This window comes from Oculatella sp. FACHB-28, from assembly GCF_014696015.1.
GTDB lineage: Bacteria > Cyanobacteriota > Cyanobacteriia > Elainellales > Elainellaceae > JAAUTN01.
In genome coordinates, this window is record NZ_JACJPJ010000072.1 from 38,853 (window position 1) to 64,810 (window position 25,958).

The window sequence follows — 25,958 nt, forward strand, 5'->3', positions numbered from 1 at the left end:
TGAAATGTAGCTCGTAACAGAATGCATCAAACCGTCCCCACTTCCAGCCACTAATCGAATATGGTATCCTCACCTGCTTCATCTAAGGTGGCATCTGCACCCGCCACTCTAAAAACCACTTCAGCAAAGCCTATCCCACCCCTGAAGGTTGTTTCTGGTAATAACCTCCAAGGAGCTGCCACTTCCAGCGAGCAGCGCCTGATGGATAATTGGCTGAACGTCCAAGCCATTAACCTGATGCGGCATTCCAAATCGCTGCGTCCGTTTGCTAAAGATGAGTTTGGGACTGGACCAGCAGCCCCTAGCGAGGCTCACATTGAAGCCGTAAATCGGTTCATTGAAAAGTTTCGCAGCCGACTGACCGAAAATGCGCGTTGGGTGGAAGCTGCTGCTAATGCAGCACGCCGTGAACCTGCAAGCCAGCAGTTACGAGTGCTGCTGGAGCGTAAACAAACAGTGAGTAACCAAGTCCTTTATTTGGAAGGAATTTGGGATTTTTACTTTGATTTATTTGTGCAGCGGCTTTCGTCATTTGGGGAACGGTTGCGAACGATCGATCGCATTGCGATCGGTTGCTACGAAAGAGTTTACAGTGGTCTCGGTACGGCTCAGCCCACCCCTAGCTTGTTGCCATTTAGCTATGCTGACAGCGGTTTCAGTCCAGCCACCTTCCGCCGGGGAGTGCCGCTGTCAAAACTACGTCGCAACTCAAATCTGTTTCCGCTGATTATGCTGCCCCAGCATCGTTTGGATAATGTGTGGGCACTCTCTAGCGTGTTGCATGAAGTGTCTCACAACCTCCAGGCAGATTTGGGTTTGTGGGAGGTCGTTCCTGCCCGTCTCTATCACCGCTTGACAACAGAGGGACGTTTTCCCTCTCAGATTGCTCAGGTGTGGGCGCGATGGCACAAAGAAACCATGGCAGATATGTTTGCGCTGGTGCTAGGTGGTCCTGCTGCGGTGGAGTCATTGATGGATGTGGTGGGGCGATCGCCTGCTGACACAGTCCAATTCAACCCGCTGTCGGTGCATCCAACGCCTTATCTGCGAGTGCTGATCAATTTGATTTTGCTAAAGCGGCTGGGGTTCACCAAGATGGCAACCGAGTTAGAGCGAGTGTGGCAGCGACTTTATCCTCGGATTACGCCAAATGACATTCCCCCCAGTTTCATGAAGACCTTTTATCCGGCGGCTGAAATGGTGGTGGATACACTGGTGTTTCAGCCTTACAAACAGTTTGGCAACAAGTCAATGGTGCAGGTGGTGAACTTTGACCCGGCACAAATGGGGCTAATTGAGCTGGCAGGTCGGCGACTGGCAAAGGGTGAAGATCCGGGAACCGTTCCGATTCGATTAATGATTAGCGCTGCTCGGTTTGCGCTCGATCAGCGTCTCGCCCCACCCCAAACGATTACTGACAATTTCTACCGCATCTTGGGACGACGTTAAGCGTTAACTTTCAAGCGGTTTCTCAAAACATTCCTTTCAATATTAATGAGGTTGCAAAGATGGCATTTCCTTTCAAGGACACAGCAGGTTCCGAAATAAGCCTCACTCCTGAGAATTTACAAGAACTGCGTCAGAGCTTCATCGATAAGTTATTTGGACCGTCTGCCACTATTGCAGGTACGCTTCCCAGGGAAGCTTTGATTGCCGACCAACTCGCGCAAATCACGCGCGTTCTGGGGCGTTCTGCCACCAATGAAACTACTGTTTATGACAATGGCTCAGTTCGATCAGGGGCATCCAGCGCTGCAAGTTCACTCACTTTGCAAGTGGAACGAGCACTAACGCAAGTGCTGGGGCGATCGCCCGGTCGTGGTCCCGATGGGTTTATCAGTGCGCTGAACAGTGCCTTTCCCACGGCAAAAGATGGGCAAGTGATGATGCAGCCTGCCCGCAGCTTAGTATCTCTGCACTCACCCATTACTGAGGGATCAACCGGACAGCTTTCGGTTGAGCAGGCAAATCTGTATCGTCAAGCTTCAATTATTGGTAGCGATACCCTGAAAGTGTTAGACGGACTGACTCCGTTTGACCCCAAGGCAGACATTGATGCTGTGGAAGCCTTACGTGCTTTGGTGCGATCGCAAATTCGCAGCTTAATCGACGAATTTGGACGGCTTGATGAACCCCGCAAACAGCGAGTTGATACTTATTTCAAAACGCTGCTTGGCAGAGATGAAACTGGACGGGAAGATGGTTACTTATACCGCTTAGGCGAAGAAGCTCACTTGGGGCGAGGTGAGGCGTTTGGTCTGGAACTCAAAGTTGTCCCGGTTACGCTTGAGGATGAAACACAGGTTGCAGGCTTTGAACTGTTGATCGGATATGTTACAACGCTGCTTCAGAGTTGGAGAAATTACGAAGCTGCCAAGACAAGCACCAGCCCAATCGCCGGACGCTACAGCGATCGTTTATCGCGTACCAGCATTATGTTGCCTGTAATTGCCGACAGCAACGCCAGCTTAATGTCAGCAATGGATTCCATCGGCTTTACCCAAAGTGAACGCCGCTCAGACTCGGCCCTATTTAGCAATCTGCAAGCTCCAACTGAAGATCCAGAAATTCCAGGCAAGATTACCCTGGGAAATACCCAAGCCGCGATCATCTTACCCGACATTACTGTGAATGATTTTGATGAGTGGGTCGATCGCTTCACTAGTCTAGAGGCTCCTTCGGTGCTCTCAACCTCTGGTCAGTTTGGCTTAGATTTCGTCACCGACCAGGCTGATACGCTGTTTTGGACGATCGGTGTAGTTCTGTATGCAGTTCTGCCACAGAAGGATCAGGCTGGCAGACTGCTCAGCAATAGAAACCAAGGCAAGCTGCTCGGCAAAGTACTGGCATTTGAGCGCGTACAGCAAAGCTTGAGCGAACTAATCTATCAGCTCGACACGCTAGCCAGCCTGGGCGTAGGCAGTATTTCATCAGAGCGGCCCTTTGAAGGCAGCTTGACGTGAGTTTTGTTTGCACTCGTGAATTTCGTTTGCACTATTGATAAGGAATCTGATTATGAAAGCACGCGACTACGATCGCCGCAATGACCAGATCGCGGCACTGTTGCAAAACACAATCGAACAACTCGGACCAGAACTGGTTGCTAACCCGCAGTTGGCAGAAGTCCTCAACCGCATGGTCGATGACCAACTGCAAAAATACGACGCTTCTCAAAATGGGAAAGGTGCTCCAGCAGATGGGGGACTGGCTGATTTAATTGGATTCGGTAAAGATGCCACTACCGATCTCGGTGATGCACGAGTATCAAGTGGGGTAGTGGATTATGATGATACGGTCAGGAGTGAGCGTATCCTGGCAAGTGCCGACCTCTATTATCTCTACATGCACGAACGGCTCGGCGTGTTCCGCGTGATCGACAAACTGCAAGAACTCTTTCAAGCCGGTACACTGCGGATTTCTAGCGGCGAGGGAGCTTATGGGCTCTACCGCTTCGACAAGCACAACATCTTGCGCTATCACAAACGCGAACGGATGCGAGCCTATCGGCGCGTATTTGGCTACACCACGGTTGATCCTGGCCCCGGTGCGCGTCCCAATCCCCAGTTTCACGGATTATTTTCACACTTCATTGGCGAAGCGGCAAAATATTGGCGTGATAAGCGCATCAGTGAGGTAATTCGCGAACGCGCTACCGATCCAACATTTGGCTCAATTGCGATCGTTCGCCGCTCTGGACTAGACCTCCGCAACAACCTGAAGAATTCATCCTACGGCTACATCAACGTCTTGCGCGTTGAAACCAGTCAAGCACTAGCTGAATGCTTTAAGATCCTGGAATCGTCTGATGTTCGCGCTCAATTTGGAGCCGACAACGCCTGGGAACTGATTGAACTCGTTTTGTGGCAGTACTTCCACGAATCAGTTCATGCTAGTACGATGAACCGGATGGCGGTTGCCGGACGTGAGATTATTCGCTGGTTAGCAGAACCGTTTGTGCTTCAGAAAAACCGCAGCGAGTTTGAAGCTCTGCTGCTGCGGATCGCCGAATACGCCGAAGAGTGGATTTCGAGCGAAGAGGGAATGCGCGTTAGCCGCCCAACTCCGCCACCGCGCCAGGTTTACATGCCCGGTGCGCCGCCCTCTGGAATGCGTCGCGAACCGATAATTGGCAGACCCAGGGGAATGATGCCTGGCCCAAAAATGATGGGCTAGGGCAGCGTGTTCAATATGCGGGTCCGAAACACCAAGCTCTGAGTGTCCAGTTTGAATCTTTAAGTCCCATGCGTAATAGCTTGGCGATCGCTGACGAGTCTCAGATATTCGTCAGCGAGATTCAGACACTTATTAATGAATCTTCGAGCCTCATTCATGAGCCTCAATGGCTTAACCCACACGATATGCAGTGGAGAAAATCATGACAGAGAATCCCGTTACAGTAAAAAAGGCTCTGCAAAATCAATGGCTGTTTGAGTCACTCAGCACTCCAGAGGACAATGACCAGAATTGGTCTTGGGAGCAAGATTTTGCTGAAATTTCACCTAGTGACGGCAAGCAAAATAAAAGTACTTTATTTGAAACACCTCTAGCTCCGGAGGTACGTAATCTTGTTAGCCATTACTCAAGCACCCGTGATTTGTTTGAAGCACCTCTTCGCTCAGACGTAGATTACATGGCTGCGACAGAGGGAGTTGAAATTAGATTGAGACAGAACCTTTTCACGGGGAGAGAATCTCATGACCAGAAAGAAATACTCAAGTTAGCAGACCAACCAACACCAGGTACCAGGTATGAAGCTCTTGTCAGGAGAAGATTTGGTAACCTCGGAGGTAAGTTGAAGTTAAAAACAACAGAGTCAGATGCTTGGCGCAATGAGCAAGAGGGTGGAAGTTTGGTTAAAACTCCTGTCGAAATCACCATTCACAGGAAATGGAACAGTAGGAAAAGGCTACAAATTACAGAAGCTCTACTTACAAAGCATCGAGTTACAGTGATTACGCCTAGCAGAAACAGGGACAGTGCGATGGTAGCCCTTAAGTCTATTGGAGGTCAGGTCAAAGCCTCGCTTAGGAGGAGGCACAACAAGACCAGCAATCTTACGATAACGTTAGTCCTAACCTGACGATCAAGTAGATCCTCCTGTGCCTTGAACTAAAGTTTGGGCTAAAAGCTAAAGTCTCAATTCTGTTGGGTTACGCGATGCTTCACCCAACCCACGCTGGAGTACAGTTCAGCTTTATTCTTCATCCTCCCTTCTTCATCCTTACTGACTACGATATCTCATAACTCAGCACTCACACATACCATGATCATTGATTGTCACTGTCATGCTGGAAAAGGTGATTTACTCACAGGACCTTGGGATACAGATGCACCTGTTGAACTTTACTTGAAGCGAGCACATATTGCGGGAATTAACAAAACAGTTATCTTTTCGCCCTTTCACAGTAACTATGGACAGGCGAACGCCCATACGGCTCGAATCGTCGCCAGGTATCCCGATCGCTTCATTGGTTTTGCTTTTATTCATGCTCAGCGCGATCGCGGTCGTGTCTATCAAATTATTCAGCAAGCAGTTAACCAGTGGGGATTTTGCGGCATCAAAGTTCACGGACATGAAGCCCCTGCTACTCGCGAAGTGTGTGAGGTTGCCCATCGCTTTCGGCTTCCCCTCCTCTACGATGTTGCTGGCAAAACAGATGTCATTGAACTGTTGGCTCCACAATACCCAGACGTGAATTTCATCTTGCCCCATCTTGGCAGTTTTGCTGATGACTGGCGTGCTCATCTGAGAGTCATTGATCAAATTGCTCGATTTCCCAATGTTTACGCTGATACATCAGGCGTTCGACGCTTCGATTACGTGGTACAAGCAGTGAAGCGCGGCGGTGCCCACAAAGTTCTCTTTGGTTCGGATGGTCCCTGGTTACATCCCGGTCTAGAGTTACACAAAATTCGTTTGCTCGGTTTACCTCCTAAACAGGAAGCATTGATTCTGGGTAGAAATCTATTACGACTGCTTCAAAAAGTGCAAACACCGTCAAGACCGAGAATAGGGGCAGAGAATACACTGGTGTCGTAATACCACTACTTGAATTAGCTCTGAATTGAAGCTGAATTAAATAAAAATAAGTCCCTGCCGCATTCCCATCGTAACTGCTTCGGTGCGACTAGAAGCGTTGAGCTTAGAGAAGATCGAGCTAATGTGAAACTTGACGGTGTGTTCAGAGATGTTGAGCTGACGGGCGATCGCCTTATTCCCCAGTCCCGTTGCCAACAGTTGCAGCACTTCCACTTCGCGGGGAGTGAGAGGGGCATCCAGAGCCTCAGACTGTACGGGCTCATTCGATTCAGGCAATTCCTGAAGCAGAATGTCAGATACATCAGGATGCAAGACCACCAAACCCGCTGCGATCGCCTCAACCGTGAGAATCATTTCATCCGTTGTGATATCCAGGGGTAAAATTGCGCGAACACCTGATCTCAGCAGTGCTATGGCGGAGTAAGCTTCAGTTGGACTCACCAGGAGAGCGATCGCTACCTCCTCTTGACTGGTCAACATCTCCAGGTTGGTATCTGTCAGCAGGGCAAACTCCAGTACCACCACATCGATCTGTTGAGAGCGGAAGAATTGCTCCAGCGTCGTTAAATCAGCCGTGCGTCCGACGACTTGAATCGTTGGCTCGTGGATCAGCATTGCCTCCAGCCCTGCTTGCATGATTAATGAGCGAGCCACGATCAAAACACGAATCACCGGAGCCTCCTCACAGGCAGGGTTAACGTTCACCGATGGTTAGAGTCAACTCAACTAGCTGTCCGCCCCGAATCATTTGTGCGGTAATGGGCTGACCGACCTGCTCTGACCGGAGCTGCGATCGCAACGCTTGCACATTGGCGATCGCCTCACCCCCCAACGTTAATAAAATATCTCCGATGAGTACTCCGGCGCGATCGGCGGGGCTATCTGCTTCCACACTCACAATTAACACACCCACTTCCTGAGTGAGGTTGAGTGACTGTTTCAACTGTGTCGTTAACTCCACAGGCTGCAGCCCTACGCCCAAATAGCCCTGTGTAATCCGTCCGTGTTGCACCAACTGATCCACGACGCGATTCACTGTTGTGATCGGAATGGTAATGGCAAAGCGACCGCGTGAATGCGTCGTATTAATTCCCAAAACGCGACCCCGAGTGTCGAGCAGTGGACTTCCAGAGAATCCCGGAAACGGTCGAATATCAGGACGAATCAGGCGATCAATTCGACCGCCTGTCCAGCTTTGCCACTCTCCTCCCAGTGATGCCAGAATGCCGCAGCTAGCGCGAATATTACCATCATCCGAACGTCCAAGCGCTAACACTAAATGCCCAACTCGCAGTGTATCCAGGTCGCCCAACTCAGCAGTCGGTAGATCAGGCGCATCAACGCGCAGCACTGCAAGATCTGTTCCCGGATCTGTGCCCACAACAGTTGCAGACAACGCACCCTCTGGAGTCATCAGCGTCATATCTCTTTTGCAGCGCACCGCATCAACAGTGGTGACAACAAGTCCCGATCGCCAATGAACTCCACTAATGGCAAAGCGTCCCGATGGTAAGGTGACAATCATCGGAGCAGCTTGGGTGATCGCATTTGCCAGTTCATCTGAAAAGTCTGATAGGGTCGTCATGGCAATTCTCCAATGCTTTTCCTTAGAATGCCAAATCGTTCTGGTTATCAGCATCAGGCAAATCGGTAGCCATGCCCCTAGAAAAATGGCTAGGGAGCCAGTCCGTCCAACCTTTGAGCATTCGTTAGGATAGGGAAGCTGTTCGATTTCCGTGTTTAGTTAGAAGCATGATCGCAATTTTGGGTTGGAGTTCGTTAATTTGGAAACCTCAGGATCTCCCCTATGAAGGAACTTGGCAGCAGGGTGGCCCTGTGCTTCCGCTAGAGTTTACACGGGTCAAAACTGCCCGTCCACTCACATTGGTACTTGATCCGGTGAATGGCGCTGATTGTCCTACACAGTTTGTTTGGAGTTCGCGGACAAATCTTGCTGATGTGATTCAAGACATCCAAGATCGAGAAAATGCAAGTCCAGAAGAAACTGGCTACATCGACCTACAGCAAAATCTGAGTTCTATCGAAGACTATCCCGAACAAGTTAATGTCGATCGCATTGTGCGGCAATGGTGTCACAAACAGCAAATTCCCGCCGCAGTTTGGACAGCAATTCCTCCTAACTTTACCGAAGAATTAGGAGTTGAATTTTCTGTTGAGACGGCAATGCAGTACCTTGAGCAAGTTCCTAAATCTGACCAGGATAGCGTCGTGGAATACATTCAAAACACACCACGAGAAATTACCACTCCATTTCGGCAACATGTAGAAACTGTATGGGGGATACGGTAGAAATTTATCCTTACAGCCATTTCCAGTTGGATAAACCACAAATCTCTGTAGGGGCAGTTCGCGAACTGCCCCTACGCTATGGCTTACCCATCCGAAAATGGCTGTAAGAAACCCTCCAAATTATTACAGCAACACAGGTAACAAGTCGGTTTGAATCATGAGTGCTGCATGGACGGCTGCCAAGATGTGATGAGTTGATGAATAGATTTTTGGGCAGTGGCGATCGCCAATTGTCGTTCTTCTGCTCCCATCGACAAATTTTCTGCATGGATAAAGGCAACTTCGGTAATACCAATCAATTCAAACACCGCCCGCAGGTATGGCTCCTGAAAATCTAATGACCCACCTGCATAGCTGCCACCTCGCGTGGTGATGACTGCTACTTTCTTGCCTTTCACGAGTCCCTCATAGCCATCAGAACTAACCACAAAGGTTCGCCTTACCCGAACAATTTGATCCAGATAGGCTTTGAAATTGGCAGGAACGCTGTAGTTATACATAGGAACACCAAAAACCAGAAAGTCTGCTGCCAACACTTCATCAATTAACTCATTCGAGATCGCCAAAGCAGATTCTAAGGCTGGAGTCATCCCAGCGGGAGGGGTAAATGCTGCTGCAATCCAAGCTTCATCAATGGGTGGAACGGGGTGTCTTCCTACATCCCGATAGGTGATGTGTCCTTCTGGATAAGTGTGTTGCCATGCCTGAACAAACTGTTTGGTTAATGCACGAGAGATAGAGCGTTCTCCTCTCGGACTTGAATCTACTTGTAGAATATGTGCCATGTTTAGACATCCTTTGTGTAAGTTTGATACTTGAATTAGTAGTGAAAGATGTGTTTGACCTGATCAATCGACCAGGCACCTAATAAAATTCCGAGTGCCCCGACAAATCCCATCAGCGGAGGTGCAGGTAACGGCAGTTTTAACCAGCCGAATAAAACACCCACAATCCAACCTGCAACTAACGAGAGAATAAATTCCTTCATGATTTGAACCTTTGATTGATTAGATGAAAAACCTATGTATCTTAACGAGTTGAAGAATTCGTTTTTATCAGAGCGTCTAGCAGAAATAGAACGCAGCCAGTCGTGAAAAGACAACACGCCATTAAAATGAGAAATGATCTTGGCGAAAAACTTATCCAAGTGTTGTTAATCGCATCCCATGTGAATAGAAGTGAGCCAAGCAAAAACAGGAAATTACCCAATACGCTGTAAGAAGGCATGAGAAACCATTACTCCAAATCGTATGTTTCTACAGAAGCTCATGAGGTTGGCGTTTCTTCTGCTTGAGGGTTTGATAAATGGCAATGAGTGAGACATTGCTGACCAACAAAAGGGCTCCAAATCCGATAAGGGTATTGACAATACCAAAGCGATCGGAGAACAAGCCAATTAAAATCACAGGAATGCCATATCCCAGATAGGCACAGACAAAATAGCCGGAAATGGCTCGTGCTGGTTGAGCGCTATCTAGTCGCACGACTTCAGCCAATCCACCCAGGTAAGTAAATCCGTAACAAGCTGTACCTGCGATCGCCACCCCAATCAACACCAAACTCAAAATTTCAAATGCTGTACCCAACGTAAACAAGGCATATCCAATTACCAGTAGCAATGAACCGAGCTGGAGCGACCGCCGTGCTTCCATGTGTCGGGCAGCAGGTTGAAAAAAAACTCCTGCAATCACAATGATGAATAACATTGGACCCGACCAGTTGGGTAGCCCATAATGCGTGAGTTGAGCGGGTAAGATGATGCCTACAATGCCTGCTAATGACCAGGCAAGGGCGATTGCTAGTCCTGCCCAGATTGCCGCTGAAGGAAATACAGGCAGTCGAATCAGGGGAGTTGATGTAGTTGCCTGTTCAGGAATGCCAAAAGTTAAGCCGATGCAACCGAGAATCAAACCAAAGACAACCCAATAGCTAAATGGAACCAATGAATCCTGAATGGAGAGAACTGCATTGGTAAACAGGGCACCGCTAGAAAATCCTAGAGCAGTGGTTAAGCTGACGTAAGCAGCAACTTTAGCGGAGTGCTGAGGCATCAGAGTAGATAAATAAGCGGTTCCGGTTCCCGTAATTAACCCCACCCCGATTCCTTGCAACACCCGTGTTATTAACAGGGTGTAAATTGTGGGTTGGGCAATCATCAAAAACGTGGCAACACAGACCAATAACAAGCTGGTGAGAATCACCGTTTTGCGTCCAATTCGGTCAGACGCTCCACCTAGCAAAATTAATGTGGGTAGCAGCCCCGCCACATAGGTCGAGAAGGCGATCGCCGAGATGCTACTACCAAATCCCGCTAGTCTTGCATAAGTACCATACAAAGGAATTTGTAGATTGGTGGCATGGGTGATCAGAAAAATGGCGATCGCGACAATTAAAGCAGGTCGTTTCATCGCTAGTTCCTACATACAGGAAATTTTTTACGTTGAATTTTAGAAGCCTTGGTTTCTAAAGAAAAACCTTTATAAAGAGAGTAGGCGATCGCCATTGACTTTGTAAAGAGATTTTTTTACTTTGTAGGTGTGGTAGAGAGCTAGCTATGGTAAAGAAAACGCAAACTCAAGAAACGGCTGTTCGGACGCGGCGGGCGATCGTTCAACTCTTAAAGCAGGAGGGCAGCTTGGATGCAGAAACCCTTGCTGCTCGTCTGGGAATTACTGCCATGGCAGTGCGGCAGCACCTTTACGCCTTGCAGGATGAACAACTGGTGACCTACCAGGAACAACCGCGACGCATGGGGCGACCTGCAAAACTGTGGCAGTTGACCCCGGCCGCCGATCGCCTATTTCCTGATGGTTATGCAGAACTCACTTTAAGTTTGCTGAATTCTGTCAAAGAAGCGTTTGGTGAAGCAGGGCTAGACCGCTTGTTAGAAGTTCGCACTCGGCAACAGCTTGAAACTTACACCCAGCAAATGGAAGGTAAGCTAGCACCCGACACAACTGCGGAGCAAACGCTCAAGCAACGTCTACACAAATTAGCTGAAATTCGCACTCATGAAGGCTACATGGCAGAGGTGCAGGCTCAACCAGATGGCTCATTTTTGTTTGTGGAGAATCACTGCCCGATTTGCGCTGCTGCTACTGCCTGCACTGGACTCTGCGCCAAGGAGTTAGAAATCTTTCAATCTATCTTGGGAAATGAAATTAACATTGAGCGTGTAGAACATATCATTGCCGGAGAACGGCGTTGCGCTTATCAAGTCAGCTTAAGCATGTTGCAGATATAGGTAGGGACGCACCGCAGTGCGCCCTTACAGAAATTGGTGTGTCGCGAAATCTATTGAAATCGGTATTAAACAATTCCTGGTCCAAGGAGTAAAATCTCTTTGCTTGGATAGACTGAAGTAATCGTGGGGTAGGAGCGATCGCAATGAACAGTTCTGATTCGTCCAGCGGTGTAGAGGGTCAGATTGGCAAGGTTCTTCTGATTGGAGTCACTGGAGGCACGGGGCACCATGCGATTCAAGGGCTGCTGGAGCAAGGCATCACAGACCTGCGAATTCTTACCCGCAAAATTGATTTAAGCCGACCCTCTTTGGCTCAACTCAGCCAAGCCGGATTAGAGCTAGTGGAAGCCGATCTGGATGACGCCACTTCTCTAGCTAAAGCCTTTGCAGGAGTTGAGCGAGTTTACTGCCATGCGACAGCCGGAGATTCTGCTAAGCCTGACCCTCGTGAGGTTTCTAGAGCCAGAGTATTAGCCCAGGTTGCTCAAGCAAGCGGGATTCGCCATTTCGTCTACAACTCTGCTGGAGGAGCCGATCGCCATTCAGGAATTGGACATATCGAGCAAAAGTATCAGGTGGAGCAAATCCTTCAACAAGCTGGACTCCCGACTACCATGCTGCGAGCCTGCCTGTTTATGGAGGAATTTTGGAAGCGGTATACCCGTCCATCTGTGCTCAAAGGCTCATTCTCCTTCGCAGTGCAACCGACTAAGCCCCTTCATCTGATCACCACTAAGGATATGGGACGGGTGGCTGCTTATGTGATGAAACATCCTGAACAATACATTGGCAAAGCGATCGAGCTAGCTGGAGATGTGTTGACACCCCGACAAATGGCAGACGCATTTGCCAAAGCTCAGGGAAAACCAGTCGTCTATAAGGAAGTGCCGCCGTGGATCTTTTTACTCCTGTTTCGCAAGTCACTGTTTGATCTGATCCAGTGGTATCGCAATCATGGCTATCAGGCAGACGTGCCCCACCTGCGGGATCAGGAGTTTCCCGGCTTACTAACAACTTTCCAGGAGTTTTTGGAAGAAAGCCATTGGGCAGACGAAACGTTGACGATACCTAATTGAGAGCAAACTGTCATGAACCAGACCCACCGCATTACAGCCGATCGCTTTGACGCGGCTCTATTTGATTTAGATGGGGTGTTGACGGCAACGGCTAAGATTCATGCGGACTGCTGGAAGCGCTTATTTGATCAGTTTCTCAAGCAGCACAGCGAAAAAACGGGTCAGCCTTTTGCGCCATTTGATCTGGCAGATGACTACAAGCTTTATGTTGACGGCAAGATGCGGTATGTCGGGGTGGAGAGTTTCTTGCAATCGCGAGGCATCCAGCTACCTCATGGCGACCCGACTGAGTCACCCAATTATGATACCGTGTGTGGGCTGGGCAACTTTAAGGACAATTATTTCGGTGAGGTGCTGCATTCCCAGGGTATTGAGGTGTACGACGGTTCAGTTGCTCTGGTTCGCCATTTGCGCCAGCAGGGATTGAAGACAGCGGTTGTATCTTCTAGCCATCACTGCAAGGAAGTGCTTAAAGTAGCTGATATTGAAGACTGCTTTAGTGCGATCGTCGATGGCAATCTTGCTGACGAACTGCACCTGGCTGGCAAGCCTGCTCCAGATGCTTTCTTGCTAGGAGCCAAACAGCTTGAGGTTGAGCCAAGCCGAACGGTGGTGTTTGAAGATGCGCTTTCAGGAGTTCAGGCAGGTCAGGCAGGTCAGTTTGGTCTGGTTGTGGGGGTCGATCGCGCTCAACAGGCTGATGCCCTGCTGCAACATGGAGCCGATATTGTAGTTCAAGATTTGAGTGAGTTGGTGCTGTGAGCCAATTCCGTCTCTAGCTAGTCATCGAGCCAAAAGCCAACGGGAGCAAGCGTCTATTCCGATGAGCATTTGGCACTTTTGTGAATATTCTGGCTTGCCGATGGACAGATTGAAAAAGTGAAGTTTGAATGTGGGACACCAAATTTTCTGCTTGTCCTATTAGCAGATAACCGGTTGGCTGCAAACTGAAATGGAACCGAACCAATGCTCGGATTTGAGTTTCTGACGTGAGGTACATCAGCATATTTCGACAAACTAGTAGATCGATGCGGGGCAGGGGTGGGGCTTGAATCAGGTTGCGAGTCCGAAAGATAATGGAGTGATAAAGCTGCCGCCGCCAACGGTAACCTTCCGCTGTAGGCTCAAAATATTTCTCCAAAAGGTCAGGGGGAACTGGCTCAACGGCATAGGAGGGGTAGCAACCTTTTTGGGCTTGCAGTATGGCCTCTGAATCCACATCTGATCCGTAGATTCGTACTCGTTGCTGAAATTGATTTATTCCCAAGGCTTCTGCTAATAGGATTGCCAATGAGTAGGTTTCTTCTCCCGAAGCACATCCCGCACTCCAGATCCGAATCGGTTCGTCGGGTGCTTTGCTTGCAATGATTTTGGGGATCACTTCATTCTCTAGATGATCCCAGACGGGGCGATCGCGAAAGAAGGAAGTGAAGTTAATATAAACAGTATTTAAGAGATGAGTAACTTCATCCGGTTGCTGCTTTAAATAGTCAAGATAGTCCTGATGATGCTCAACTCTCACGTCCCGCATCCGCAGCCGAACTCGACGCAAGAGGCTAGGGAGCTTGTAACCCGTGAGATCAATCTGCTGAACTTGCTTAAGATACGTCAGTAAGTCTTCTAGGTCAGCCGAATCAGTTAAATCAGTTGCTTCTGTTGGCGAAACGGTTATGTTAGGAGGCAAACAATGGTACATAGATAGGAGTTAACCTGAGTCTGTGGGTTGAACTGAACAAGCTAACGACTGTCTAAATCTTAGATGCTCTCCTATGTGAGGCTCTGTCCAGTTTCGTACAGGAGAAAATCTTGATATTCTTCTGTTGATTAAATTGGGCGACTGGATGGTGGGAATCTCTCACCTATGTACGAAGTGCGATCGCCTCCTGTGGAGCTATGCTATGGTTACGAGCTACGAGATTGCTATGGCTGCTAGAAATCGTCTGCTTGATTCTCTACCCCAACCCTTATTTGAAAAACTGACTCCTGCTCTCAAAAAAGTCTCGCTACAACTGGGCGATCGCCTGCATGATCCGGGTGAGATCATCTACGATCTCTACTTCCCTCTAGATTGCGTGCTGTCGATCACGTTGATGATGAGTAATGGCACAACGGCTGAAACGGGACTGGTCGGAAATCGGGAGGTGCTAGGGGTCAACGCCTTTATGGGAGGTCGAGAAACGACGCAAACCACCTATATTGTGCAACACGCAGGGGATGCCTTAAAAATTGATGCGCGGGTCTTGCTCAAAGAGTTTGATAGTAATAAAGACCTGCGCGATGTGATGCTACGCTACACCCAAGCCTTTATTGCCCAAATCTCACAAACTACTGCCTGCAACAGTCTTCACAAGTTAGACCAGCGATTGGCTCGCTGGTTGCTAGAAGTGCATGACCGCGTAGAGGCAGATGAGATAGCTTTAACCCAGGAATTTATTGCCGATATGCTGGGGGTGCGTCGTGCTGGAGTCACCCAAACTGCCCAAGCGCTTCAGGATCGTCGTCTAATTCGCTACCAGCGTGGGCACATTCATGTCCTAGATCGACCCGGATTAGAAGCCTCTGCGTGTGAGTGTTTCCACACCGTTAAGGAGGAATACGATCGCTTGCTGGGTAACCATCACAAAGTACTACCGTAACGCCACAGTTTTGGGCAAAGCAAGCAGGAAATGAGCTAGGAAACCCATGTGCTGAGAAGCGCGATCGCATTCATGCACCTGAGGCTGGGTTTTGCAAACACTTATCCAAACTGCTAGACGTTGGTAGGTTGATTGCAACAATAGCCTGTATCACTAAACACACCCCTAAATACAACCCTTGCCTGTTGTATCGAGTCTCTCTAACCAACCAAAATTATCAGAGGACAGGTTTTACTGTTGAGCCTTGGATCTTATTCAAAATCTGGGCTGTTAGACCTGCCCACACCAAGATGCGCTTTATGAAAAGCCTCTTCGTAATCCTTTGAGGTTATTATGACCGCTAAAAATCAAATATTGGCTGCTCTCTCTGCGGATGTGCGCGATCGCCTTGCGCCTCATCTCGATCGTGTCAGCTTAAAGCAGGGTACGCTCGTCCAGTCCTCTGGTGAGCCAATATCCTCCCTTTATTTCCCGATCAACTGCCTCTTCTCTATCACAATCACGATGCAAAATGGTGCAACAGCAGAAGTGGGCATGGCTGGTAGTCGAGATGTGTTGGGTGTTAACGCTTTTATGGGTAAAGAGGAAAGTACCCAAACAGAATATACCGTCCAACTTTCAGGTGATGCGATGAAAATTGGTGCTCAAGCTCTGCGGCAGGAGTTTGACCGCAACGATGAGCTACACGATTTACTGTTGCGCTATACCCAAGCATTTCTGGCACAGGTTTCTCAAACGGCGGCTTGCAACTCTCTGCACACGCTAGAACAACGCCTGCCGCGCTGGCTGCTTGAAACGCAGGAGCGAATTCACTCCGACCATCTACCTCTAACACAGGAGTTTATGGCTACGATGCTGGGTGTGCGACGGGCAGGTGTGACGCAGGTGGCGCAAAAGCTTCAGGAGCGGAAACTGATTCAATATCGTCGAGGAAATGTCCAGATTCTCAACCAGGCTGGGCTAGAAGCCTCTGCTTGCGAGTGTTTCAGACTGGTTAAGGCTGAATACGATCGCTTGCTAGGACAGCAATAATGAAGCGATTCATCCCGTCTTTCTCGCGTCATATTGTTTCATTGGCAACCAAAGAGATGAACCAGCTACTCACACCATCCCCTCGCATTTTTGTCCTTGACTCAGACGACGATGCCCGACCGCTCTTAAAGCATAACCTCCAAATCTGGGGCTATTCAGTGACGCTAGCGCTTGATGAAGTGGATGCCCTTGAGCGAACTCAGGGAAAAGGCGATCGCTTTGACCTGATTTTAATTAGCCAGGTCGGAGAAACGATCGATCGCTGGATGGCGATCGGACAAAAGATTCGTCAAAACACAGTCCTTGACAGTCGCACGCCAATTATCGTCATGGCAGAGCGGTACGGGGCAGACCTCGAAGGGCAAAACATTCAGATGGGCGACAATGAGTATGTGACCTATCTAGAAGACGGGCAACAGTTAAAGCGCATCCTCCAGCAGCTATGTCCGGTCTATTAATGCTGTCCATTCTGTTGCTGCTGTTGCTGTACCAAAGTCGCAACGGTTCTAATTAATGCCTCCGGCTCAACGGGCTTGGCAACATGCCGCTGAAAGCCTGCTCTGAGTGCTTGCTGATGGTCAATCTCCGCAGCGTAGGCGGTTAGGGCGATCGCTGGAACCTGACCGCCTCGATCGGGCGGAAGCGACCTGACTAGCCGCATTAGGGTATAGCCATCCGTATCCGGCATTCCAATATCGCTGAGCAACACATCTGGTGTCGATTGAGATAACAAAGCTAGCGCTTCGTTTGCGGAGGTCGCCGGTAAGACTTCAGCACCCGCTTGCTCCAGCACAAAAGCAGCAAACTCCAAAGCATCTGGCTCATTATCAACCACTAAAATTTGGGTGCCTTGCAAATCAAAAGAATCCTCTAAAGGCTGCCGGTCTAGCTCCGCTGTGGGCTGAGCAGACGTAAGCGGCAGTCTCACGGTAAAGGTTGCACCCTGTCCTTCTCCAGGGCTGTCTGCCGATACCGTTCCCCCATGTGCCTCGACAATCTGACGCACGATCGCCAGTCCTAATCCCAGTCCCCCAAATCGGCGAGTCGTTGCGCTGTCAGCCTGCTGGAAACAGTCAAACACGCACGGCAAAAAGCTTGGGTGAATGCCAACGCCTGTATCGCTCACCTTGATCTGAGCATGGTGATCCAACTGTTCTAACCGCACAGTGACCCGACCCGCTTCCGGTGTAAATTTAACTGCGTTTGAGAGCAGATTCCAGATCACCTGTTGCAAACGGGTTGAGTCTCCCAAAACCGATGGAATCTTAGTGTCCAGCGTTGCTTCTATCTCGATTGACTTAGCCTGGGCTGCTAGTTGCACCGTTTCAATGGCGGCTCGAACAGTCGCCGCTAAACTGACTTGGCCCACATTCAAACTGAGCTTGCCTTGCAAAATTCGAGAGACATCCAGCAGATCATCAACCAACTGGGCTTGTAGTCTGGCGTTACGCTCGATGGTCGTCCAGGCTTTTTCAGTTTTGGCTGCGTCAAGATTGCCTCTCCGAATCATCTGAACCCATCCCAGAATCGGGTTAAGCGGCGATCGCAACTCATGCGATAGAACGGCTAAGAACTCATCTTTAATCTGGTTGACCCGTTCAGCCGCTTCTCGTGCGGCTTGTTCTCGCTGTAAGATTTGCTCTCGTTCAATCTCAATTTGCTTGCGATCGGTAATGTCACGAGTTGTTCCCGCTACCGCTTGCACAGTGCCATCTGGGTTGAAGATCGGCACAAAGATATCTTCGTAAGCTCTGGTGCCAAATGCGGTTGTGTAAGATGACTCGTCTTTGAGCGGCTGTCGCGTGGCGATCACGTCCTGAATTTTCTTTTGCAGACGTGCGGCTAGCTCGGTTGGATAATCGAGTTCAAAGAAGTTTTTGCCCACCGCTTGGTACAGCGTTTTTTGCCAAAGGTCAAGTAAGGGTTGATTGGCGTAGGTGAACCGTCCTGAGAGATCAAAGGTGTAGATAAAATCTGGCACGGAAGACGCAACGGCATCAAACTTTTGGAGCTGTTGCTCCAGCTCGGTGGAAAGCTGCTTCAAGGATTCTTCTGCCTGTTTGCGATCGGTAATATCAATCAAGGCACCCGGAAAGGAAATGGGTTTGCCTGTTGCATCATATTCAACTCGTCCCCGTGCCCTGAGCCAACGCTCTTCTCCACAAGTCGTTTGAATGCGGTACTCAGCCGCATATTCCCTGCCTGTTTCGATCGCCTGCTGAATCGCAGCAGAAACGCGAGGGCGGTCTTCTTCATGGATGGACTGGACAAAGAACTCAAGCGGCAATCCCTCAGTTGTCGCAACGTCTGGGTCAACCCCAAACAAATAAGCAAACGCTCCGTTTACCACAACGCGATCGACAGGAATATTCCACCGCCAGATGTAAATCGCTCCTGCGGCCAGAGCAGACTCCAACTGCACATGCGCTTCTCGCAACGCCGTTTCTGCGCGTTGACGTTCGGCTTCAGCCCGCTTTGCTTCGGTAATATCTCGTGAAATCGCTACCAGTTGCACAACCTGTCCAGCGGCATCACGCACGGGTGTAACAATGGTATCCCACCATTTGGGTGTGCCCTTAGCAGTAGGGAGATAGCCTTGAAATTGACCTGTGTTTCCCATTTTGGCAGCGGCGATCGCAGCTTTTGCTTTTTCATGGTCTTCACCCTGCCAACGGTCAACCCAAATGGTATTCAGGATAGAGGACGGATCATCGATTTCTAAAAGGCATAGCCCACCTTTACTGATATAGAGAATTTCACTAGTCAACGCTAAAACCTTGATGCAGTCTTTGCTGCTCTCCAAGATGCTTTGCTTTAACTCTTCACTCTCTCGCAATGCCTCTTCCGCTTGCCTGCGACCCCGCAAGGCGTTTTGTTGTTCGCTAATATCGCTGATCAACGCCACAAAACCCTCAACGCTGCCCGACGCGGCAAACTGAGGCACGTAGGTTGCCTCTACATGACGGATTCTGCCATCTTGAAGCAAAACCTCACGCTCGAATGTGACTTGCTCTCCTGTCAGGACTTGCTCTACATAAGGGCGAAGGGTGGCATACACGGTTTCCCCTAACACTTCCTGGATTGCCTTGCCACAAAGGTTGGTTACAAAACCCCCAAACCATTCTTCGTACTTTTGGGTGGTAAAGCGATATCTCTGCTCAGAATCGACAAAGGCAATGGAAGCGGGGATGACATTCGTGATCGATCTCAGTTCCGTTCCTGGCAGCAAACTTGCTTCAGCCTTCTGGTACAGGCTTAGACTCTGCAAAGCTGCTGCCGCAAAGCCTGCAAGGCTGGTCATTAAGCGCTGATCGCCCCAGTCAAACCGTTGCTGCTCAGTATGAGACAAAACCCAGAGAGTACCGAGCGGCTGATCGTTTACCCGGAGCGGCAAGACGAGTTCTTCAACAAAAGGATGTTGAAAAGAATGCAGGTGGGTGAAGTAACGTTCAGGATAGGTATAGAGTTGAGGGGCTTTGTGGTCTAGACAGACACCGCAAGGACAAAGGCTTTTCGGCAGTATTTCTCCCTCATGGTCAGCTAAAGCTCCAGTAACCGCAATCCAACGAAAGACTTCCTCCCCCTCAGCAGTGACCTCTAGTAAGCTCACCCCGGCGGTTCCTGCCTGGCACAAATCTCTCGCCACAGTCACCAGCGTTCTTAGCATGGTTTGTGACTGTGCTGCTAGCTGCTGCGCCAGCGTGTGAAGGGCTTGAGTCTCAGCCTCCAGGTTTGCGGCTCGAAGCGATCTCTGAGCTAACGCCTCCGTAATTAGAATGTCCTCTAAACTCACAGAGGACGATGTTTTAGACATCCCTTTCTCCTTTTGAAGAAGACTGCCTTAACAGGTTCTTCCTGGGTTCGCCGATCGATTTCAAGTTCGATTTCATAATCTGACCAGCGTTAGTGCCATCGGTAAAGACATACAGCGCCTTTGCTCCCAGCAATTCACAGCCTTAGGGGAAATGTCTAGTTCTGCAGCAGATTTCTCCTGGGAGTTGAGATACTGTTGGAGGTGACAAGCCAAGTCTGGAATGGGCAGGAATTTTGTGAGGGACATTGGCTTGCATCATAGGGCAGAGGGTGTAACTTTACCTACATTCCTAGGGCAGAGGTTGCACGACAGCTAAGGGCAGCTTTCGAGAAAGACACAATTGATACGGATACGTCGTTGGAAAGACGCAGCAACCCAACTGCCTCTTTAGGATCGACAAAAGGCTAAAGGCACATACTGCTGCCTATATCTCTGTCTCAAATCTTGCTCAGAGCAAAACAGCTTTAAGCAATTTATTGCACTGCTATTTATTACACGGCTATTGGCTTGCGGTTGTAGAGCAGGTTTCACTATCCCTCACAACTGGCAACCCTTTAAAGATCGAATTCCCGCAGAGAATTTAGACGAGGATTTAGACCATGACGAATAGTTCACTAACTCGCCCCCTGGCCGTTGTGACGGGTGCCTCTAATGGCATCGGTTATGAACTCGCCAGGCAGTTTGCTCAAAAAGGCTTTGACTTGCTGGTGACCGCAACTGGAGCCAGTATCAATGAAGCGGCTCAAGCATTCAAGCAATTTGGTGCAAACGTTGAAACAGTCCAGGCCGATCTGGCTACCTATGAAGGGGTTGAGACGCTTTACAGCAAAATCCGGTCGATGGGGCGGCCTGTAGAGGCGATCGCCATCAATGCAGGAGTTGGGGTCGGGGGTGAGTTTTCTCATGAAACAGAGTTGAATGACGAACTCAACCTGATCAACCTAAACGTCGTGTCGTCAGTTCACCTGGCCAAGCGAGTAGTGAAAGATATGGTCGATCGCGGCAAAGGGCGGGTTTTGTTTACCTCCTCGATCGCTGCCCTCATGCCTGGCCCCTTTGAAGCAGTCTACGCTGCATCCAAAGCGTTCATTCACTCCTTTGCTGAAGGACTTCGCAACGAGTTAAAGCACACCGGGGTTACGGTTACTTCGCTGATGCCAGGTCCGACAGACACCAACTTCTTTCACCGGGCTGGAATGGATGATACCAGGGTAGGTGCCAACAAAAAAGACGATCCGGCTGAGGTGGCCAAGCAAGGGTTTGAAGCATTGATGACCGGCAAAGATTCGATTGTCGCAGGGTCTCCTATGACCAAGCTTCAGGGCAACATGAGCAAGGTTTTGCCAGATACGCTCAACGCTGAACTACACCGTCAGCTTACGGAACCCAGCTAAGCCAACAAGTAACCGTATTGCTTCACCTTTCAAAGGGCATGAACTCAAAAGCCATGAACTGAGAAACATGAATAGTGGTTAGCCCTGGTTGATTGACAAAACTCCTAAAACTACTGATGTACCGTAGGTTGGGTGAAACATCGCGGAACCCAACAGAATCGAGGCAGGAGTTGGGTTACGCTTTGCTCTACCCAACCTACATCAGAAGATTTGTCAGTCAATCAGGTAATTAGACCATCGCGGAAGTACATGATCGGTAAAGTGAGCGATTAACTCTAGTGTGTCGCTCACTTTGCCCTAAGTAATTGAATGCTTCAATTACTTACTGTTGGCAGCGATCAGCAAACTTGTTGGTAAAGAAAATGATAGAAAATAGATTAAATTCAGAGATGTTATATCGAGAGCTTGGCAGTACGGGAGAGCAGGTTTCTGCGATCGGACTGGGGGGATGGCATCTTAGCTTGAAGCATGTAGATGAAGACTTGGCAACTCGAATTGTTCGCACGGCGATCGATCGCGGTATCACCTTTATGGATAACTGTTGGGATTACAATGACGGAGCCAGTGAAGTCCGCATGGGGAAAGCGCTTCGGGACGGCTATCGTGACAAAGCATTCCTAATGACAAAGATTGACGGCCGCTCTAAAGCAGAAGCTGCCAAACAGATTGATGAATCCCTCAAGCGATTACAGGTTGAGCACGTTGATCTATTGCAGTATCACGAAGTTTTGCGATTTGAAGACCCTCATCGCATTTTTGATGAGGAAGGTGCTCATGCCGCTGTCTTGGAAGCTCAGAAGGCAGGAAAAATCCGATATATCGGTTTCACCGGACATAAAGATCCCTACATTCATCTGCACATGTTAGAAGTGGCGAACCAGCAGGGTTTTAAGTTTGATACGGTTCAAATGCCGCTAAATGTAATGGATGCCCACTACCGTAGCTTCGCCAAGCTCGTCGTGCCAGAACTGGTTAAACAAAACATTGGCATCCTGGGCATGAAGAGTATGGCAAATGGAATTTTGCTCCGGTCGAATACAGTAACGCCGATCGAATGTCTTCACTATGCGCTAAATCTACCCACCTCCGTTGTAATTACGGGGATGGACAGCCTGGAGTATCTTGAGCAAGCCTTTGAAGCAGTGCGAACCTTTCAGCCTATGACAGATGCTCAGGTACAAGCGTTACTCACCAAAACAGCCGAAGCCGGAGCAAGAGGTGAGTTTGAGCCATTCAAAACCTCCTCTATTTTTGATGGCACTGCCCAACATCCAGCCTGGCTAGGAGAAGAACCTCAACGCCTTCAACAACTGATGTCGGCAGCAGGATAGGGTCAACAGCATGAACATTACTCAAATCCACTTCCTTTAGAACTTTGTAGAACTTAGAAATTAGATATGACCTATACAACAACAGTCGACACAACAACGGTCGGCGAAGCAACTTCACATTTTATGCAGACGCTCCAACAAATCGAGAAAACAGGTGAGATTGAGCAACTCGTCGAACTATTCTCAACTGATGCAGAGCTAACAAATCTTGCAATGCTAGAACCCCTCGAAGGAAAAGAGGGCGCTCGCCAATTCTGGCAAAAGTACCTTTCAGTATTTGACCGTATCCATTCTGAATTTACTCATGTTGTTGAAGCCAACGATTCTTCAGTTTTGGAGTGGGTTTCAAAAGGAGCACTATCAACCTCTGAGGAGATTACTTATCGGGGTGTCAGCATATTAGAATTCAATCACGGAAAGGTGCAGCACTTTCGCACCTACTACGATTCAGCCGCCTTTTTGCCACAGGGCGCAAAGCACGGATAGAAGCAATAAAAGTAGTTTTTCCTAATAGGAGATGATAATGCAACTTAATCTGACTTTGTTGTGGGTCACTTTGTCGTTTGTGGTGGTAGGGGCGATCGCACTACTGCTTCAGCCTGCGATCGACTTTCATTCGTCACTATAGTATTCGTCACTATAGTATTCGTCACTATAGTATTTCTAATCTGAAGATGTTGCAGTAGATAGGGACGCACTGCGGTGCGCCCTTACAGACATTGCTGCGTCGTGAAATCTGTTCAACTCGACAAGATTGGGGACAGATTACGACTAGACGCTTGTATTGCAAACTACAAACTACATTTAGATATACGTTGTTCAGGCGTGAAACTGTTCTGAATATAGAGTTAATAGTATTGAGTGCGTTGCTACAAAAATAAATATTTGCTTCCATTGTTAATAGATAGGATATGCCAACCTCAGTTGAGTTCAAACTATTAGCGCCTCACAACAAAGCTGCCGTACTCATAGGTTCATTCTCCGACTGGAATGAAATTCCGCTGCAAAAGGATGATAAAGGCTATTTCCGTACATCCGTTGAGCTAGATGATGGCGTTTATCAATACAAATTTCGAATACAGTCTAAAAGCTGGTCGCATGAGCCGGACGAGTGGGTAGAGATCAACGACCCTTATGTGACAGAAATCGATGCATCCACTAGCAATGGAGTAGTGCGAATTAAGGATGGAGAACGCATCGTTGATGACTATGTGTGGCACCACGATGACAAACTCTTGCCTGAGAATCACGAATTAGTCATTTATGAGTTATTAGTTTCTGACTTCTTTCACGGCACTCAGGATAACCACCAGGGTCACTATACAAATGTGATTGAGAAGTTAGACTACTTGTGTGAGTTGGGCATCAATGCGATCGAACTTATGCCCGTCAATGAAACTCCTGGCGACTATAACTGGGGCTATATCCCCAGCTATTTCTTTGCACCAAAACCAGAGTACGGATCAACCCAAGAATTGAAGCACTTGATCGATGAGTGTCATGCCAGGGGTATTCGCGTCATTTTAGATCAGCTTTACAATCACTCTTCAGAAGAAAGTCCACTGTTACACATCGATCGCGATTACTGGTATTACCACGATCGCCACCATCCAGATGCTGACCCTCAGGATTATTGGGGACCAGAATTTAATTACGAGTACAAAGATGAAACACTCGGTATTCGCCCAGCCTGGGAATTCATGGGCGATGTGATGCGGTTTTGGGTGCAGGAGTATCACATTGATGGAATTCGCTACGATGCCCTAAAAGAATTGGATAACTTTGACTTTCTCCATTGGATGACCGAAGGCGCGAAGCAAGTCGCAGGACAAAAGCCTTTTTACAACATTGGGGAACACATTCCAGAAAAACCCGAGTTAATCAGTCCGAACGGTCCAATGGATGGCTGTTGGCACGAGAATCTTTACCAGACGTTGAAGCCTCACTTGTGTGAAGAGGCTTTTGATCTTGACCAGATTAAGCAGGCGATCGACCCTACCCAACAGGATTATCCGCAGGGATTGATAAAGGCGGTTAGTTACCTGTGTAATCACGATCAGAAGCGACTGTTACTCGAATTGGGCGATCGCGATATTCTTGACGATGCTGCCTTCAGTCGAGCAAAACTAGGTGCAGTACTGTTGATGACCGCTGTGGGCGTGCCCTTAATTTGGATGGGCGAAGAGTTTGGAGACTGCACGCCAATCAATGCAGATGAGCCAGATCAACAGCTTGGCTGGTTGTTGTTGCAGGGCGATCGCAATCGCGATTTGTTTGAGTACTACAAAGGATTAATCGCTCTACGGAAACAAAACCTGGCACTTCAAACGGCTAACATTGACTTCTTTCACGAGAACCCAGAGGATAAAGTCTTTGCCTACGGTCGTTGGAATGACCAAGGCGCACGAGTGGTAGTTGTCGCCAGTTTTTCTGATCAGTTCCGAGCAGATTATCAAATTCCTCACTTTCCTGAAAATGGAACCTGGCATGAGTGGACAAAGAATTACAAAGTTGAGTCGCAGAATAACCAGCTAACGATTAACTTGGGTGAATACGAAGCCCAAGTATTGGTTTGGCAGTAACACCAAGGGTTATGTCTTTATGATCCCACTATGGCTGCGTTCTATAGCTGCGTTGCCCATTTGACAAACAACTTTCGTAGGGGCACGGCATTGCCGTGCCTCTAAAGGGACGATTGCGATGAACACTCAAAAAACAACCCTGCCGATCGCCACTCCAATTCTGCTCGTTGCATTCTCTATCCTCTTACCGTTACCGGCTGTCGCGCAGTCTACCCAACCGACTGAAGCCGATCAGGACAATATTTATCACGAAGATGAAAACTTACCGGATGATGCCGATGTTTTCCCTCGGCTGGGACATACTGCCGGAACTGAACAGGAAAACAATAACTGTCGAGCCAGCGCTTGGGGAGCAATCATAACCACTATTCCAGGTAACGCGTTTGTAGAAATCGATAACCGTACTGTCGATCGCACTGGTGAATCCTGGTTTCAAGTCACAAATTTAAACTGCTGGATTCACGAGAGTCGCATTGATCTGTTGTAGTTAGCTGTAGCT

24 protein-coding genes are annotated in these 25,958 nt (G+C 48.8%); 17 read left to right on the forward strand and 7 right to left on the reverse strand.

Annotated elements, in window-relative coordinates:
• Positions 1–87: 87 nt before the first annotated feature.
• The 5 genes from H6F88_RS16110 to H6F88_RS16130 all read left to right on the forward strand — a co-directional run bounded on the left by H6F88_RS16110 (position 88) and on the right by H6F88_RS16130 (position 6,040).
• Entirely contained in the window at positions 88–1,449 is a 1,362-nt protein-coding gene (locus H6F88_RS16110; protein ID WP_190643773.1) for a hypothetical protein, read from the forward strand.
• Positions 1,450–1,508: 59 nt separating this feature from the next.
• Positions 1,509–2,963: a hypothetical protein gene (locus H6F88_RS16115; protein WP_190643774.1), complete on the forward strand. Its 1,455-nt coding sequence runs from the start codon at positions 1,509–1,511 to the stop codon at positions 2,961–2,963.
• Between the two features lie 52 nt (positions 2,964–3,015).
• Positions 3,016–4,173, forward strand: a complete 1,158-nt coding sequence (locus tag H6F88_RS16120) for a hypothetical protein (protein ID WP_190643775.1) — start codon at positions 3,016–3,018, stop codon at positions 4,171–4,173.
• A 202-nt stretch (positions 4,174–4,375) separates the two neighbouring features.
• Positions 4,376–5,080: a hypothetical protein gene (locus H6F88_RS16125; RefSeq protein WP_190643776.1), complete on the forward strand. Its 705-nt coding sequence runs from the start codon at positions 4,376–4,378 to the stop codon at positions 5,078–5,080.
• A gap of 183 nt (positions 5,081–5,263) precedes the next feature.
• Complete coding sequence (locus H6F88_RS16130) at positions 5,264–6,040, forward strand: amidohydrolase family protein (protein ID WP_190643777.1); 777 nt, start codon at positions 5,264–5,266, stop codon at positions 6,038–6,040.
• A gap of 36 nt (positions 6,041–6,076) precedes the next feature.
• On the opposite strand, the gene H6F88_RS34505 is transcribed toward H6F88_RS16130, so the two are convergent.
• Together H6F88_RS34505 and H6F88_RS16140 are read right to left on the reverse strand one after the other, a co-directional pair.
• Positions 6,077–6,712, reverse strand: a complete 636-nt coding sequence (locus H6F88_RS34505) for a response regulator transcription factor (protein WP_190643778.1) — start codon at positions 6,710–6,712, stop codon at positions 6,077–6,079.
• Between the two features lie 22 nt (positions 6,713–6,734).
• Positions 6,735–7,625, reverse strand: a complete 891-nt coding sequence (locus H6F88_RS16140) for a trypsin-like peptidase domain-containing protein (protein WP_190643779.1) — start codon at positions 7,623–7,625, stop codon at positions 6,735–6,737.
• A 167-nt stretch (positions 7,626–7,792) separates the two neighbouring features.
• Between H6F88_RS16140 and H6F88_RS16145 the strand changes: the two genes are divergently transcribed.
• Complete coding sequence (locus tag H6F88_RS16145) at positions 7,793–8,350, forward strand: hypothetical protein (protein WP_190643780.1); 558 nt, start codon at positions 7,793–7,795, stop codon at positions 8,348–8,350.
• 155 nt (positions 8,351–8,505) lie between these two features.
• On the opposite strand, the gene H6F88_RS16150 is transcribed toward H6F88_RS16145, so the two are convergent.
• The 3 genes from H6F88_RS16150 to H6F88_RS16160 form a co-directional block, all read right to left on the reverse strand.
• A complete protein-coding gene (locus H6F88_RS16150) occupies positions 8,506–9,135 on the reverse strand; it encodes an FMN-dependent NADH-azoreductase (protein ID WP_190643781.1) in 630 nt (209 codons plus the stop codon).
• Between the two features lie 35 nt (positions 9,136–9,170).
• Positions 9,171–9,338 carry a DUF1427 family protein gene (locus tag H6F88_RS16155; RefSeq protein ID WP_190643782.1) on the reverse strand — a complete coding sequence of 56 codons (168 nt, stop codon included), beginning with the start codon at positions 9,336–9,338 and terminating at the stop codon, positions 9,171–9,173.
• A 268-nt stretch (positions 9,339–9,606) separates the two neighbouring features.
• Positions 9,607–10,758 (reverse strand): MFS transporter, encoded by a 1,152-nt coding sequence (locus H6F88_RS16160; protein ID WP_190643783.1) that lies wholly within the window; start codon positions 10,756–10,758, stop codon positions 9,607–9,609.
• Between the two features lie 146 nt (positions 10,759–10,904).
• Here H6F88_RS16160 and H6F88_RS16165 point away from each other — a divergent pair, with 146 nt between their 5' ends.
• The 3 genes from H6F88_RS16165 (at position 10,905) to H6F88_RS16175 (ending at position 13,432) form a co-directional block, all read left to right on the forward strand.
• Positions 10,905–11,594 (forward strand): metalloregulator ArsR/SmtB family transcription factor, encoded by a 690-nt coding sequence (locus H6F88_RS16165; protein WP_190643784.1) that lies wholly within the window; start codon positions 10,905–10,907, stop codon positions 11,592–11,594.
• Between the two features lie 143 nt (positions 11,595–11,737).
• Positions 11,738–12,670: an NmrA/HSCARG family protein gene (locus H6F88_RS16170; RefSeq protein ID WP_190643785.1), complete on the forward strand. Its 933-nt coding sequence runs from the start codon at positions 11,738–11,740 to the stop codon at positions 12,668–12,670.
• 12 nt (positions 12,671–12,682) lie between these two features.
• Positions 12,683–13,432, forward strand: a complete 750-nt coding sequence (locus H6F88_RS16175; protein WP_190643786.1) for a beta-phosphoglucomutase family hydrolase — start codon at positions 12,683–12,685, stop codon at positions 13,430–13,432.
• Between the two features lie 13 nt (positions 13,433–13,445).
• On the opposite strand, the gene H6F88_RS16180 is transcribed toward H6F88_RS16175, so the two are convergent.
• On the reverse strand, positions 13,446–14,366 hold the full coding sequence (locus H6F88_RS16180) for a protein-glutamate O-methyltransferase CheR (RefSeq protein ID WP_190643787.1): 921 nt from the start codon (positions 14,364–14,366) through the stop codon (positions 13,446–13,448).
• 202 nt (positions 14,367–14,568) lie between these two features.
• Here H6F88_RS16180 and H6F88_RS16185 point away from each other — a divergent pair, with 202 nt between their 5' ends.
• From H6F88_RS16185 to H6F88_RS16195, 3 genes are all read left to right on the forward strand, one after another.
• Positions 14,569–15,306, forward strand: a complete 738-nt coding sequence (locus tag H6F88_RS16185; protein WP_199333640.1) for a Crp/Fnr family transcriptional regulator — start codon at positions 14,569–14,571, stop codon at positions 15,304–15,306.
• Positions 15,307–15,639: 333 nt separating this feature from the next.
• Complete coding sequence (locus H6F88_RS16190) at positions 15,640–16,338, forward strand: Crp/Fnr family transcriptional regulator (protein WP_190643788.1); 699 nt, start codon at positions 15,640–15,642, stop codon at positions 16,336–16,338.
• On the forward strand, positions 16,338–16,796 hold the full coding sequence (locus tag H6F88_RS16195; RefSeq protein WP_190643789.1) for a response regulator transcription factor: 459 nt from the start codon (positions 16,338–16,340) through the stop codon (positions 16,794–16,796). The genes H6F88_RS16190 and H6F88_RS16195 overlap by 1 nt, the downstream gene beginning before the upstream one ends.
• On the opposite strand, the gene H6F88_RS16200 is transcribed toward H6F88_RS16195, so the two are convergent.
• Positions 16,793–20,152: a PAS domain-containing protein gene (locus H6F88_RS16200; protein WP_190643790.1), complete on the reverse strand. Its 3,360-nt coding sequence runs from the start codon at positions 20,150–20,152 to the stop codon at positions 16,793–16,795. The genes H6F88_RS16195 and H6F88_RS16200 overlap by 4 nt on opposite strands.
• Positions 20,153–20,751: 599 nt before the next feature.
• On the opposite strand from H6F88_RS16200, the gene H6F88_RS16205 reads away from it, so the two are divergent.
• The 5 genes from H6F88_RS16205 to H6F88_RS16225 all read left to right on the forward strand — a co-directional run bounded on the left by H6F88_RS16205 (position 20,752) and on the right by H6F88_RS16225 (position 25,946).
• Positions 20,752–21,546, forward strand: coding sequence for an SDR family NAD(P)-dependent oxidoreductase (locus H6F88_RS16205; protein WP_190643791.1), 795 nt, complete (start codon positions 20,752–20,754; stop codon positions 21,544–21,546).
• 362 nt (positions 21,547–21,908) lie between these two features.
• Complete coding sequence (locus H6F88_RS16210; RefSeq protein ID WP_190643792.1) at positions 21,909–22,877, forward strand: aldo/keto reductase; 969 nt, start codon at positions 21,909–21,911, stop codon at positions 22,875–22,877.
• 66 nt (positions 22,878–22,943) lie between these two features.
• Positions 22,944–23,363 (forward strand): nuclear transport factor 2 family protein, encoded by a 420-nt coding sequence (locus tag H6F88_RS16215; RefSeq protein WP_199333641.1) that lies wholly within the window; start codon positions 22,944–22,946, stop codon positions 23,361–23,363.
• A gap of 425 nt (positions 23,364–23,788) precedes the next feature.
• A complete protein-coding gene (locus H6F88_RS16220) occupies positions 23,789–25,459 on the forward strand; it encodes an alpha-amylase family glycosyl hydrolase (RefSeq protein ID WP_190643793.1) in 1,671 nt (556 codons plus the stop codon).
• Positions 25,460–25,577: 118 nt separating this feature from the next.
• Entirely contained in the window at positions 25,578–25,946 is a 369-nt protein-coding gene (locus H6F88_RS16225) for a hypothetical protein (RefSeq protein WP_190643794.1), read from the forward strand.
• Positions 25,947–25,958: the final 12 nt, after the last annotated feature.

Excerpts from the sequence above, each read along its gene's own strand:
- H6F88_RS16115 (WP_190643774.1), top strand. The coding sequence starts at position 1,509 with ATGGCATTTCCTTTCAAGGACACAGCAGGTTCCGAAATAAGCCTCACT.
- H6F88_RS16120 (WP_190643775.1), top strand. The coding sequence starts at position 3,016 with ATGAAAGCACGCGACTACGATCGCCGCAATGACCAGATCGCGGCACTG.
- H6F88_RS16125 (WP_190643776.1), top strand. The coding sequence starts at position 4,376 with ATGACAGAGAATCCCGTTACAGTAAAAAAGGCTCTGCAAAATCAATGG.
- H6F88_RS16130 (WP_190643777.1), top strand. The coding sequence starts at position 5,264 with ATGATCATTGATTGTCACTGTCATGCTGGAAAAGGTGATTTACTCACA.
- H6F88_RS16140 (WP_190643779.1), bottom strand. The coding sequence starts at position 7,625 with ATGACGACCCTATCAGACTTTTCAGATGAACTGGCAAATGCGATCACC.
- H6F88_RS16145 (WP_190643780.1), top strand. The coding sequence starts at position 7,793 with ATGATCGCAATTTTGGGTTGGAGTTCGTTAATTTGGAAACCTCAGGAT.
- H6F88_RS16150 (WP_190643781.1), bottom strand. The coding sequence starts at position 9,135 with ATGGCACATATTCTACAAGTAGATTCAAGTCCGAGAGGAGAACGCTCT.
- H6F88_RS16155 (WP_190643782.1), bottom strand. The coding sequence starts at position 9,338 with ATGAAGGAATTTATTCTCTCGTTAGTTGCAGGTTGGATTGTGGGTGTT.
- H6F88_RS16160 (WP_190643783.1), bottom strand. The coding sequence starts at position 10,758 with ATGAAACGACCTGCTTTAATTGTCGCGATCGCCATTTTTCTGATCACC.
- H6F88_RS16165 (WP_190643784.1), top strand. The coding sequence starts at position 10,905 with ATGGTAAAGAAAACGCAAACTCAAGAAACGGCTGTTCGGACGCGGCGG.
- H6F88_RS16170 (WP_190643785.1), top strand. The coding sequence starts at position 11,738 with ATGAACAGTTCTGATTCGTCCAGCGGTGTAGAGGGTCAGATTGGCAAG.
- H6F88_RS16175 (WP_190643786.1), top strand. The coding sequence starts at position 12,683 with ATGAACCAGACCCACCGCATTACAGCCGATCGCTTTGACGCGGCTCTA.
- H6F88_RS16180 (WP_190643787.1), bottom strand. The coding sequence starts at position 14,366 with ATGTACCATTGTTTGCCTCCTAACATAACCGTTTCGCCAACAGAAGCA.
- H6F88_RS16185 (WP_199333640.1), top strand. The coding sequence starts at position 14,569 with ATGGTTACGAGCTACGAGATTGCTATGGCTGCTAGAAATCGTCTGCTT.
- H6F88_RS16190 (WP_190643788.1), top strand. The coding sequence starts at position 15,640 with ATGACCGCTAAAAATCAAATATTGGCTGCTCTCTCTGCGGATGTGCGC.
- H6F88_RS16195 (WP_190643789.1), top strand. The coding sequence starts at position 16,338 with ATGAAGCGATTCATCCCGTCTTTCTCGCGTCATATTGTTTCATTGGCA.
- H6F88_RS16200 (WP_190643790.1), bottom strand. The coding sequence starts at position 20,152 with ATGTCTAAAACATCGTCCTCTGTGAGTTTAGAGGACATTCTAATTACG.
- H6F88_RS16205 (WP_190643791.1), top strand. The coding sequence starts at position 20,752 with ATGACGAATAGTTCACTAACTCGCCCCCTGGCCGTTGTGACGGGTGCC.
- H6F88_RS16210 (WP_190643792.1), top strand. The coding sequence starts at position 21,909 with ATGATAGAAAATAGATTAAATTCAGAGATGTTATATCGAGAGCTTGGC.
- H6F88_RS16215 (WP_199333641.1), top strand. The coding sequence starts at position 22,944 with ATGACCTATACAACAACAGTCGACACAACAACGGTCGGCGAAGCAACT.
- H6F88_RS16220 (WP_190643793.1), top strand. The coding sequence starts at position 23,789 with ATGCCAACCTCAGTTGAGTTCAAACTATTAGCGCCTCACAACAAAGCT.
- H6F88_RS16225 (WP_190643794.1), top strand. The coding sequence starts at position 25,578 with ATGAACACTCAAAAAACAACCCTGCCGATCGCCACTCCAATTCTGCTC.